This is a genomic window from Lentibacillus salicampi, assembly GCF_004565465.1.
In the GTDB taxonomy this organism is placed as follows: domain Bacteria; phylum Bacillota; class Bacilli; order Bacillales; family Amphibacillaceae; genus Lentibacillus; species Lentibacillus salicampi.
On sequence record NZ_SRHY01000040.1, the window covers coordinates 17301 to 29875 of the forward strand.

Annotated in this window: 12 protein-coding genes and 1 riboswitch; of the genes, 1 reads left to right on the forward strand and 11 read right to left on the reverse strand. The window is 45.0% G+C overall.

Going from position 1 to position 12575, the window contains the following annotated elements; genetic code table 11:
• Positions 1-128: 128 nt before the first annotated feature.
• From E4U82_RS15995 to E4U82_RS16040, 10 genes are all read right to left on the reverse strand, one after another.
• Positions 129-950: a MetQ/NlpA family ABC transporter substrate-binding protein gene (locus tag E4U82_RS15995; protein ID WP_135111189.1), complete on the reverse strand. Its 822-nt coding sequence runs from the start codon at positions 948-950 to the stop codon at positions 129-131.
• A 20-nt stretch (positions 951-970) separates the two neighbouring features.
• A complete protein-coding gene (locus E4U82_RS16000; RefSeq protein WP_135111190.1) occupies positions 971-1639 on the reverse strand; it encodes a methionine ABC transporter permease in 669 nt (222 codons plus the stop codon).
• Entirely contained in the window at positions 1629-2660 is a 1032-nt protein-coding gene (locus tag E4U82_RS16005) for a methionine ABC transporter ATP-binding protein (protein ID WP_135111191.1), read from the reverse strand. Before E4U82_RS16005 ends, E4U82_RS16000 begins: the two co-directional genes overlap by 11 nt.
• A gap of 228 nt (positions 2661-2888) precedes the next feature.
• Positions 2889-2999: riboswitch (SAM riboswitch) on the reverse strand.
• A gap of 102 nt (positions 3000-3101) precedes the next feature.
• Positions 3102-3416 (reverse strand): thioredoxin family protein, encoded by a 315-nt coding sequence (locus E4U82_RS16010; RefSeq protein ID WP_135111192.1) that lies wholly within the window; start codon positions 3414-3416, stop codon positions 3102-3104.
• 10 nt (positions 3417-3426) lie between these two features.
• A complete protein-coding gene (locus E4U82_RS16015; protein ID WP_135111193.1) occupies positions 3427-3780 on the reverse strand; it encodes a toprim domain-containing protein in 354 nt (117 codons plus the stop codon).
• A 106-nt stretch (positions 3781-3886) separates the two neighbouring features.
• Positions 3887-4270, reverse strand: a complete 384-nt coding sequence (gene gcvH, locus E4U82_RS16020) for a glycine cleavage system protein GcvH (RefSeq protein WP_135111194.1) — start codon at positions 4268-4270, stop codon at positions 3887-3889.
• A 79-nt stretch (positions 4271-4349) separates the two neighbouring features.
• Entirely contained in the window at positions 4350-4709 is a 360-nt protein-coding gene (locus tag E4U82_RS16025) for an arsenate reductase family protein (RefSeq protein WP_135111195.1), read from the reverse strand.
• A 315-nt stretch (positions 4710-5024) separates the two neighbouring features.
• Positions 5025-6809 carry an acyl-CoA dehydrogenase family protein gene (locus tag E4U82_RS16030; RefSeq protein WP_135111196.1) on the reverse strand — a complete coding sequence of 595 codons (1785 nt, stop codon included), beginning with the start codon at positions 6807-6809 and terminating at the stop codon, positions 5025-5027.
• 591 nt (positions 6810-7400) lie between these two features.
• Entirely contained in the window at positions 7401-8576 is a 1176-nt protein-coding gene (locus E4U82_RS16035) for an acetyl-CoA C-acetyltransferase (protein ID WP_135111197.1), read from the reverse strand.
• Between the two features lie 20 nt (positions 8577-8596).
• A complete protein-coding gene (locus E4U82_RS16040) occupies positions 8597-10996 on the reverse strand; it encodes a 3-hydroxyacyl-CoA dehydrogenase/enoyl-CoA hydratase family protein (RefSeq protein WP_135111198.1) in 2400 nt (799 codons plus the stop codon).
• 237 nt (positions 10997-11233) lie between these two features.
• On the opposite strand from E4U82_RS16040, the gene E4U82_RS16045 reads away from it, so the two are divergent.
• Positions 11234-12088: a YitT family protein gene (locus E4U82_RS16045; RefSeq protein ID WP_135111199.1), complete on the forward strand. Its 855-nt coding sequence runs from the start codon at positions 11234-11236 to the stop codon at positions 12086-12088.
• 7 nt (positions 12089-12095) lie between these two features.
• Here E4U82_RS16045 and E4U82_RS16050 read toward each other — a convergent pair whose 3' ends face one another.
• Positions 12096-12386, reverse strand: coding sequence for a hypothetical protein (locus E4U82_RS16050; RefSeq protein ID WP_135111200.1), 291 nt, complete (start codon positions 12384-12386; stop codon positions 12096-12098).
• Between the last annotated feature and the right edge of the window lie 189 nt (positions 12387-12575).

Here is a 12575-nt window from a genome sequence, read left to right on the forward strand (position 1 = left end):
TACAATCCGGATATAAACCATTGAAGACGACAGGATCGGTAAATCGAATGACAGAAACCATTCAGCTAAATTTCATGTAAACATAGCGCAAATTACTGCTAAATGCTGTGGATTCCCCACAATTCGCTTTACGATTGTTCGCCATCCACTGGCACAACTGCACCGTCAAACTCTTCCAGAATAAAGTCCTGGATTTCTTCAGAGTGCAGGACTTCCACCAATGTATTGACGGCTTCATTATCCTTGTTTTCTTTCTTCACGGCCACCACATTCACATACGGGGATTCCTCACCTTCGAGAATGAGTGCATCCTCCATTGGATCCAAGTCCGCACCAATCGCGTAATTCGTGTTAATCGCGACCAGTGTATTCTCCTCTGTTTCATACAAATTAGGAAGTGTCGCTGCATCATAATCATAAGAGAATTTCAGGTTTTTTGGGTTTTCTACAATATCATCGGTTGTGGCATCGACGGTTTCAACATCATCAGACAGCTTAATCAGGCCTTCTTTTTCAAGCAATCCCAGTACACGCCCATGGTCAGCAACAGAACGGCTCATTAGTACTTCGGCACCCTCTGAAATTTCGTCAATACTGTTGTAATCTTTGGAATAAATCCCCATCGGTTCAATATGAATACCGCCAAGATGGGTAAAATCATAGCCAATGTCCGCAATCTGCCCTTCCAGATAAGGGATATGCTGGAAATAGTTGGCGTCAATTTCACCATTTGAAAGATCCTCATTCGGCAGAACATAATCCTGATATTCTTCAATGGTTAACGTAATGCCTTTTTCCTCAAGAAGTGGTTTCGCTTCTTCCAAAATAATAGCATGTGGTGTGCTGCTGGCCCCAACCTTTATTTCCGTGCTGTCACTGTCACCCGATCCGCCACATGCTGCCAATAGAATAACTAAAAATAATGAAACCAATGCCAGAATTTTTTTCATGTTTGCCTCTCTCCTTCAATTTATCTTTTATCAATTTTATTAGAACTATAATCACCAATGAATTGGAATAAAAATACGATCAGTACGATCAGTATTGTACATATAAACACGACATCAAATTCACGCCGCTGAAACCCGAAAAAGTAAGCATAATTTCCCAGTCCCCCGGCACCGATCACGCCGGCCATCGCCGTATAGCCAATCAGGTTAATCGCTGTGACGGTAATGCCTGAAACAAGCGCCGGCATGGATTCGGGAAGCAAAACCTTGAAAATGATGGTCCGCGTTTTCGCCCCCATTGCCTTTGCAGCTTCAACGACACCTTTATCGACTTCTTTCAGGGCAATCTCAACAAGCCGCCCGTAAAATGGCGCCGAGCCGATGATTAATGCAGGAAGTGCTGCGTTCGGCCCACGGATCGTCCCCATTAAAAAGTCGGTAAACGGGAACAAGAGCAGAATTAAAATAATAAATGGGATCGCCCGGAACACGTTGACAATAGTGGCAACGACTATATTCAGAAATTTGTTCTGCCAAATGCCGTCTTTCATTGTCAGATAAAGCAGAAGCCCTAACAAAATACCAAAAATAAACGTTCCAATTAATGCCAAAATCGTCATATAGAATGTTTCATATGTGGCGATCCACAAATCCTGCATCTCAATGTTTGGGAATAGGCTATTCCACATCCTGAACCACCTCCACTTCCACGGAGGTTTCGTCCGTTATATAATTTATTGCCCGGGCAATTTCATCCGTCTCTCCGTCCATTTGAACGAATAATGTACCATATGCGCCTTGCTGCATTTGCGTAATTTTCCCTTGTAAAATGTTAATATCGATGCGAAATGATCTGGCTATCTGCGTGATAAGCGCCTGATTTGCGGTGTCGCCAACAAAATGCAGTCGGATGATTTTGCCGCTGTCATACGTATTGATGAGTTTTTCAACACCGTCATGATCATCGTCAGTTCCCATGACCTGCTCCACAAACTTCTTGGTGACATGCTGTTCCGGTCGTAAAAACACATCAAGCACATCACCTTGTTCGACGATTTTTCCCTCGTCCATCACAGCCACTTGGTTGCAGATTTTACGGATTACATGCATTTCGTGGGTAATGAGGATAATCGTCAATCCCAGTTTCGCATTAATATCCACGAGTAAATCCAGAATCGCATTCGTGGTTTCCGGGTCAAGCGCTGACGTTGCCTCGTCACACAGCAGGACTTTCGGTCTGTTCGCAAGCGCCCGGGCGATGCCAACCCGCTGTTTTTGTCCACCACTCAGTTGCGACGGATACGCGTCTTCCCGTCCAGCTAAACCGACAAGTTCGATTAATTCCTGAACGCGGTCTTCCCGTGCACGTTTCGGCATCCCGGCAATTTCCAATGGAAACGCAATATTGTCTTTCACTGTCCGTGACCACAGCAGATTAAAATGCTGAAAAATCATGCCGATTTCCTGACGAGTGACCCGCAGCTGATTCGTACTTAACGCGGTTAACTCCTGGTCATCGATGACAATTTTTCCGGCAGAAGGTTCCTCCAGTCTGTTCAAAAGTCGCACAAATGTACTCTTGCCGGCGCCGCTGTAGCCGATTACCCCGAATATCTCACCTTCCGCAATATCAAGGGTCAAGTCATCGACAGCAGTTATCCGGTTGTTCGTTGTTGTAAAGATTTTCTTTAAACCCTCTATCGATATCAAGGTCATCCTCCTTCATGGCTATTATGTCCTGTTTTCAAAAGTAGTATTGCTCGTTTTAAAGGAAAAAAGAGCACTTTTAGAAAAACTCGGCATTCGCCTCGTCTTATATCGAGTGCCGAAGTTTTTCTTATAAGGTCAACCATAATTTATACCTTCTGACGTTGCAAAAAGAAAAACGCCTTCCTGCAGAGAGAACAGAAAGACGTATATTGACATCATCTTCACGTTCCCCTATCTGCCAAAGCTTTCGCCTCGCAGGAATTGGCACCTTTCAAACATGAATCATTTGAGGTTGCCGCGGTTTCATAAGGCCAGCCCCTCCACCGCTCTGGATAAGAGAATATCCGTATTCAATTTGAAAGTAGTTCACAATTTTAAAGTCACATTTTGAAAATCAATAATAAAATTATAGTACGCTTCGTCCCGTTTGTCAATATACAATTAACTTTTGGCAAACAGCTCTGGCTTATACGTCATTAAATAACTGTATATGTTGGCAATCGACTTGAATGCATATACTTTATCCTGCACGTCACCGTCTTCTACGATCAGCAGACAGGGCACACTTTCAATCTTGTATTCCTGCATAAAATCAGAGTGAAGTGACGCATTCATCTCATAAAAAATATCCTGCTGATGGACCGATTCAATTTTATCAAGCATGGACCGCGCCAATGCACACGTGCCGCAAAATGGTGTATAAATATATAATAAATAGCGATTCTGTTCCAATACATCATCCGTTATTTGCTGCAAAACCATCACCCTAAACCAGAAAAATCGGATTAACCTCGATTTGCTTCCCCGCAAGATTGGCAGCCAATATATTTTCAGGTGTTGCCGCCACCTCGCGATAGTCGCTGCTCACATAAATCTGCTCGGCATGCGGGAGTTCACGTGACAACTGATGACGCAGCCTGATACCGGAACTGTCTTCATCAACCAAAATATAAACATCCCGGTTATCCAGATCATAGTCTTCGAGAAGCTCATCAAACTTTTCCACGCCAAGCGTCCCATTTGTACAAACAATCTCAGCATCTTCGGCAATCACTTTGCTAATTTGCTTTTTATCGGTCAATCCTTCCACAATGATAACTTTTTCTGTGTCGTGTGTCATCCATATTGCACTCCTTAAGAAGCAGTATGGTGATGATAGGAGGAAATGCTATCCCTATTAAAAAGCCGACTTCCTCCATTTGGAGTCGTCAGCTTTTCCATCAACATCAGTCTTTTTTAACAGCTTCTTCATACTGTTCAGCAGATAACAATTGATCAACATCGGATGGATTGGACGGTTCCACGACGACCATCCACGCCTTGTCATATGGTGATTCATTGACAAATTCCGGACTGTCTTCAAGCTCTTCGTTAACTTCGAGGACTTTTCCGCTGAGCGGTGCATACAATTCGGAAACGGTCTTAACGGATTCGACACTGCCAAATGGCTCATCTGCTCCGATTTCATCTCCAACTTCAGGCATCTCGACAAACACAATATCACCAAGCTCATCCTGTGCAAAATCGGTGATCCCAATCCGAACGTTCCCGTCTTCTTTCTTCACCCATTCATGCTCTTTCGTATAAAATAAATCCTTTGGCAAGTTCACTTACAATCCCTCCATTAATCCATCACTTGATACCTAAACTATACTAGGCGATAGTGTAATTTTCTAGTATTTTATCTTATTATGACAGCCAGGTTTTGTTGAATGTATCTTCTTTAAAACCGACCGTCACATTTTGGCCATCTGTTACAATCGGCCGTTTGATCAACATGCCATCTGACGCCAGCAATTCTGCCATCTCATCGGTGCTCATATCATGAAGTTTGTCTTTGATGTTTTGTTCACGGTATTTTTTCCCGCTTGTGTTAAAAAATTTCTTCGGCGGCAGATCGCTTTTGGAAATGAAATCAAGCAACTGCTCTTTCGTTGGCGGTGCTTCGACAAGATGGACGCTTGTATAATCGATTTCATGCTCATCAAGCCACTTTTTTGCTTTTTGACATGTGCCACATTTCGGATACCAGTAAAATGTTAGTGCCATGCTATTCACTCCCTGCTTATGATTATCATGTTCATTATAGCAAATTTAGTGGAGGCGGGCGAGTCATGATTCGTGGACTGAACTGTGAGTTTTGGATTTTTTCGTTGTTTACCGCTCCGATTGTGACCATTTGGGCCCAAAAATGGTGAACTTGGGCTGATTTTGTGACAGCTTGGGCCAATTCTGTGTCCATTCGGGCCGATTTTGTGACCACTTGGGCCGAACTGGTTGTGGAGATCCTCTCACCATCAAAGGTTTGATCAAAAAACACCCCGGGACCGCTGCTTCGGCCCGGGGCATTCCTCAGTTCTGCAATCAAACAACATATTTTTCTTCTTCAATAATTTTCGCTGCAATCGAGCGTTTTTTGGCGATCACATTAATGGGGGTGTGACGTGTCAGTTTTCGCAATGATGACAGCATCATTCTTAGTGTATCCCCTTCTTCAACGGCAATGAGCGATTCTTTTGCATCTGCTTCAATGCGATTGAAGGCTTCCTGCACATAGACTTGTGTGTACAGAAGTTTCTGCTTGTGCTTGTCTTCGCCGTCTTTGTTGATTGCTTTCTCTGTACGCAAGATGGCAGATTCCATGTTGTACACTTCATTTACCATGTCAGCCAGATTCACTAAAATCTCCTGCTCATCTGCCAGCTTCTGCTGATACTTCTGAGCGGCCAGCCCCGCACCAAGCAGGATCATTTTCTTGGCATTTTTCAGCAAATATTTTTCCTGCTCCAGCGTAGCCTCGCCAACTTCTTCCGGCATCATCATCATAAGTTCTTCCTGCAGCTTTTGTGCTGCTTGGAGAAGCGGGAGTTCACCTTTCATCGCTTTTTTTATTAATGTTCCAGGTACAATCAGGCGGTTGATTTCGTTGGTTCCTTCAAAAATCCGGTTGATTCGGGAATCACGGTACATCCTTGCCACTTCGTAATCTTCCATGAAACCGTACCCGCCATGAAGTTGAAGAGCTTCATCCACAACGTAATCCATACATTCTGTGGCTGAAAATTTATTCAGTGAACATTCAATCTGATACTCGGCAATCGCTTTGGCGACTTCCCTGCCATCTTTCAGCTGCTCATCCGACAAGGCGCCCATACGCTGTTCAAATAAACCGACTGTACGATAGACAGCACTTTCATTAGCATATGTTTTTGCAGCCATGGTTGCCAGTTTTTCCTGCGTCAGTGAAAAACTGGAGATAGACGTATTGAATTGCTTACGCTCGTTAACATATTTTGTCGCGACTTCGATACCCACTTTAGATCCGCCGACACCGCCCATCGCAAGTTTGTAACGGCCGACATTCAAAATGTTAAAGGCAATCTTGTGCCCTTTGCCTTTTTCACCAAGTAGATTCTCAACGGGTACCTCAACATCTTCCAGAATTAATGTCCGCGTTGAGGAACTTTTGATCCCCATTTTCTTTTCTTCAGGTCCAGTCGATACACCCGGGAATTCGCGTTCAACGATGAATGCTGTAAATTGATCACCGTCAACCTGCGCGTAAACAATAAATACATCCGCAAACGCTGAATTGGTAATCCATTGTTTTTCACCGTTCAAAATATAATGTGTGCCGGCTTCGTTTAATTTTGCGGTCGTTTTCCCACTCATGGCGTCAGATCCCGCACTTGGTTCGGTCAGTGCATAGGCCGCAATCATCTCACCAGTCGCTAATTTCGGCAAATAGGTGCTCTTTTGTTTTTCATTGCCAAAAAATACGATGGGCAATGTCCCAATACCGACATGACCGCCGTGTGTGATCGAAAAGCCGCCGCCTCGGGCGAATTTTTCTGTGATGATGGCTGAACTGATTTTATCCAGATTCAGCCCACCATATTCTTCTGGAATGTCTGCGCCAAGCAGTCCAAGTTCACCAGCTTTTTTGATTAAGTCAATGGAATACTCAAATTCATGGTTCTCCATATGATCAATCTTGGGGACTACTTCACCTTCAACGAAATCATCGGTTGTTTTGCCAATCATTTTATGTTCTTCCGTAAAATCTTCGGGCGTAATGACATCATTGGCTTGCAGATCTTCTGTTAAAAACCCGCCGCCTTTAAACAATTTTTCTTTTGTTTCACTCATGTCAATCATCGTTCCTTTCCATTGTGGAATTTTTTCATTGTATCCAATTGCCTGTGGTGACTTTTATAACAAAAGGATTTTTTTGTTTCACTAGAATTATCTGAACTTTACGCAGTAGAGATAAACTGCGGTGTAAGTGCTTCGTTGATTTCCGCTACGGAAAGCCGCTTTCCGCGGGCAACGCTTCAGCCTCCTCGGAAGAAAACCACTTCCTGCGGGGTCTTCAGCTGTTGCTTTTCCCGCAGGAGTCGGCTTTCCTCCACTCCAATCAACCAGCTACAGAGTGGACACTGTTGTTTGCCAAAAGCACATCACCCAGCGGAGGAAATACGCTGAGACTCCTGCGGGAGGAGAGGCATAGATGAGACCCCGCAGTGCGCCAGCACGAGGAGGCTCATCAGCCGCCCGCGGAAAGCGAAGCGTATTTTCCGTAGCGTCAGTCTAACCACCATCACAGTCTACGTCGCAGTTTATGATTTTCACACCAAAAACAACCTTTTAGAAAACAGCCTGCGTAAAATCTCTGAAGTCCCGCATGCCGACATTCACCCCTTCAACAGAGTGAAATCAAATTTCAGCAAAATTCATAGCTTACAATAACTCGAAGACGCCGGCTGCTCCCATGCCGCCGCCGATACACATGGTGACGACACCGTATTGTACCTTACGACGTTTCATTTCATGAATCAGACTCAGTGTCAGCTTTGTCCCAGTCATGCCGAGCGGATGGCCGAGTGCGATGGCTCCTCCGTTCACGTTGACAATCTCCGGGTCCAGCTCCAATGCCTGAATGACACGGACAGATTGTGACGCGAAGGCTTCGTTGAGCTCAAACAGGCCAACGTCGGATAACTCCAGTCCGGCCATTTTCACCGCTTTCGGTACCGCCTCAACGGGGCCGACTCCCATAATTTCAGGTTCCACACCTGCTACGGCAAATGAATGGAATTTGGCCATTGGTTTTAGACCTTCAGAATCAGCTTTAGCGCGATCCATGACCAATACGGAACCGGCTGCATCACTCATTTGTGACGAGTTTCCCGCCGTGACAGTTCCATTTGCTGCGAATGCCGGTTTTAAATTTGCCAAAATTTCCTTCGTCGTTCCGGCGCGTACACCTTCATCCATTTCAAACATAAAGGATTTTTCTTCCACTTTATTTTTTTCGCCAATGACGCGCTCCGTTACTTCGACCGGGACAATTTCGTCCTTAAAATGACCTGCTTCCAGAGCTTTTGCAGCACGCTGATGGCTCCGGACAGCAAACTCATCCTGGTCATCGCGGGAAATGCCGAAGCGGCTGGCCACTTCTTCAGCGGTATGGCCCATTTGCATATAATATCCCGGTGCGTCCTGCACGAGTTTGGTATTTGGCTTGATTACGTGGCCCCCCATTGGAATCAGACTCATGGATTCCGCACCACCTGCGATGATTGTATCACTGGCACCGAGCATGATGCGTTCCGCTGCATAGGCGATGCTCTGCAGTCCGGATGAGCAGTAGCGGTTAATCGTAATACCGGGAACCTCTTTCGGGAGACCGGCAAGACCGGCGATATTGCGCGCCATGTTCATGCCCTGCTCGGCTTCCGGCATCGCACAGCCAATAATGACGTCATCAATGTTGCCGTTATAATTCCCGGCACGTTTCAATGTTTCTTTGATCGTTAATGCTGCCAAGTCATCAGGCCGTGTATTAGCCAGTGACCCTTTATTTGCTTTTCCCACAGGGGTTCTTGCACCTGCAACAATGACTGCTTCCTTCACGTTTTCTCCCCCTCTTCAAATTAATTACGTAATGGTTTTCCTTTTAAGAGCATGTGCTGCATCCGCTGCTGTGTCAGCGGTTCACCGATCAAACTCAGGAATGCTTCACGCTCCAAGTCAAGCATCGTCTGTTCATCAATTAATGTTCCTTCTTTGATCCGTCCGCCTGACAAAACATAGGCAAGTTTTTCAGCTATTTTCAAATCATGGTCTGATGCATAGCCGCTGTATTGCATTGATTTCGCCCCAAGCAGCATCGCTCCATAGCCTGCATCCCCAACGACAGGGACCTTCTCGCGTTTCGGTGGCTGATATCCTGCTTTAGCGAGTGCCAACACATTTTCTTTTGCATCGTGCAATAAATGATCGGGGTTCACACTGATGGCGTCACCGTTGTTCAAAAATCCATTTTCGCGTGCCTCTTCCGCTGATGTGGACACTTTAGCTGTCGCCACTTTTTCAAACACATCGTTCGCCACTTTGGTCAAATCAAAGTCGACGCCTTTAGGCAAATGGCGGAGTTCTTTCAAATAAAGCTCTTTCGTTCCACCACCGCCTGGAATCAGACCGACACCGAATTCAACCAGCCCCATATATGTTTCGACTGATGCCTGGACGGATGCTGCCGGGAGAGATACCTCAGCACCACCGCCGATTGTCATATTAAATGGAGCAGTGACTACCGGCTTTTCGGAATATTTAATGGCCATTGCCATGTTCTGGAACTGACGGACAACCATATCCAGTTCAAAGAAATCGTCATCCTGTGCTGCCATCAGCATCATCCCCAGATGGGCACCGACACAAAAATTTTTGCCTTGGTTGCCGATCACCAGCCCTTCATAGTTTTGATTCACTTCTTCAAGCGAATCATTGACCATTTTGATAATATCGAGACCGATCGCATTGCCTTGTGAATGGAACTCAAGCCCAGCAACACCGTCGCCCAAATCTATCAAACTGGCACCCGTATTCTGTTTAATAACTCCTTTCTCATTTTTTAATCGTTTTAGGTTAATGTCTTTCGGGTTAAAATGCTGTTGTTTGTATTCACCATTGTCGTAATAGTAAACAGTACCGTTCTCAGTTTGATAGAAGGACTCGTTTCCATCCTCGAGCATTTTCAGCACCCAATCCGGTACGGTTGAACCTTCTTCCTGTATGCGCTCGACCGACTTGCGGACACCGATGGCATCCCACGTTTCAAATGGGCCGATTTCCCAGCCGAATCCCCATTTCATCGCCTCGTCAATCGATACAATATCATCGGCAATTTCACCTGTTAGTTCTGCCGAGTAAATCAGGACCGGCTTTAAAACGGACCAGACTAAATCACCGGCCTTGTCATCTTTAGCTGATACAAGCGCTTTCAATTTACGGCGTGGACCTTTCTCCTGTTTCGCCATCTCTGTGGCATTCGTTTTCAATTTTCTTCGGTCTTCATATTCAAGTGTTTCGGGATTCAATTCATAAATCGTGCTGCCGTCGCTTCCTTTTTTCTTCAGGAAAAATCCCTGACCGCTTTTGGCACCCAGCCAGCCATTTTCCTGCATTTTCAGCATGAAATCCGGAACCTTGAACACATCTTTTTCATCGCCTTCAACCTGTTCCCGAACATTGTTGGCGACATGGATGAACGTATCCAGCCCGACAACGTCAAGTGTCCGGAATGTGGCGCTTTTCGGACGGCCGATCATGGGCCCAGTGACGGAATCCACTTCCCCAATTGTGTAGCCGCCTTTTACCATTTCCTGTGCGGTGACAAGCAGACCATATGTCCCGATCCGGTTGGCAATAAAGTTTGGTGTATCTTTCGCCTCAACGACACCTTTACCCAGTATATCTTCGCTGAATGCTTTCATGAAGGCCAGTACTTCTGGGTCAGTCGCTTTTGTCGGAATGACTTCCAGCAGCTTCAGATAGCGCGGCGGATTAAAAAAGTGTGTGCCCATAAAGTGTTTGCGAAAGTCATCCGAGTGCCCTTCTGCCATTGCTTCAACTGATATCCCCGATGTGTTGGACGTGACGATGGTCCCTTCTTTACGATGGTTGTCAACGTTTTTAAAAACCTTCTGCTTGATTTCTAGATTTTCTGTAACAACTTCAATAATCCAATCAACGTCAGCTAATTTTTCCATATCATCATCCATGTTGCCGGTTTCGATCAAATCAAGACTTTTCTTTGACGTGATTGGCGACGGTTTTTGCTTTAATAAAGCCTTTTTGCTCTCAGTAGCCACACGATCTCGCACAGCACGATCCTCAAGCGTAAAGCCTTTCCTCTCCTCACGTTTGGTCAATTCACGTGGTACAATATCGAGCATCATTGTCGGAATACCTGCGTTTGCCAAGTGTGCAGCAATCCCGGATCCCATCACGCCGGAACCTAATACCGCAGCCCGCTTGATCGTTCGCTTCATATTGTCTCCCCCAATCTTCTTTTGAATGAATACTCATTCATTATTGCTGGAAAATAAAAGATAGTCCCCTATCCATCTATCAGTATAAATTATATTCTGACAGTTAGCAATAAAAATGGGTATATTTTTAAACGAAAAACTTTTATCAACCGGCGAACTGCGTTAAAATAATTGCGGTAGCATCGAATAGACGGATCCCAACTTATAGCTCATTCGGAAAGAAAGGATTTACACCATATGAATAAAAAACTTATCACAGAATACACTCAAGTCATCATCGGTGCTACACTGGTCGCGCTATCCTATAATTTGTTTCTTTTGCCGTCCAAACTGGCAGCAGGCGGCATATCCGGGGTCAGTACCATTCTTTACGAAATGTATGCATTAAGCCCGGCATTTACACAATTCATTATTAATCTTCCTATTTTTGTGATCGGCTGGATTGCTCTCGGAAAAGATTTCAGCTGGAAAACACTGCTTGGTACATTCTGGGTGCCGTTTATGATCTATTTGACAGCTGACTTTCCTTATACGGTATCAAATCCTGTGCTTGGTGCCATTTATGGTGGTATCATTCTTGGGGTTGGTCTTGGAACGGTTTATAAGGGACGCGGATCCACCGGCGGCACTGCAGCGATCGCTCAGGTTGTTAAAAAATTCACCGGGTTTTCGAGTGGTTATTCCCAGCTGATTGTCGATGGCATCGTTGTGATTTCATCCATTTTTGTGTTCAGTCTGGAGCTGACGCTGTTTGCACTCATGTGTATTTATATAACGAGCAAAACAATTGATGTCGTTCAGCTGCAGACATCGGCATCCAAACTGATTATGATTATTACCGAAAACGAGGAGAACATCCATCGCGTGATCAATGACCAGATTGACCGTGGATTGACAAAAGTCCGAACCGTTGGCGGCTATTCAAACCAGGACAAGACCATGATTCTCTGTGTTGCTGACCAGCAGGAGGCGGTTAAGCTTAAAAGTATTCTGCAGGATGAAGAACCAGCATCTTTTGTCGTGTTTATTAACGCCTCCGAGGTGCTTGGCCGCGGGTTTTCCCTGGACAAGTATTATGGTCAGAAGTTTTGATTGATTGTTATTCGGAAGAAATCGGCTTGACGCCGATTTCTCCGCTGTTCTGCCGATTCTTCCGCTCTTCTGCCGATTCTTCCGCTCTTCTGCTGATTCTTCCGCTCTTCTGCTGATTCTTCCGCTCTTCTGCCGATTTCTCCGCTCTTCTGCCGATTTCTCCGCTCTTCTGCTGATTCTTCCGCTCTTCTGCCGATTTCTCCGCTCTTCTGCCGATTTCTCCGCTCTTCTGCCGATTCCTTCGCTCTTCCGCCGATTTCTCCGCTCTATGATGAGCAATTGCATAAGTTTTTTCCAAATCGTAATGATTACTATTTACAAATCGTAATCATTACGGTATTATGATGATTATCCACTTGAAAAGACCTGCGGTAAGATGTCAAGTGAAAAATAAATAAATATTTAGTTATCAAGGTGCGATTTGCTTAAAAAAGGCAATAGGAAACTAGACCAGTAAATAAATGGTAATTACTGGAAGACAATTAAA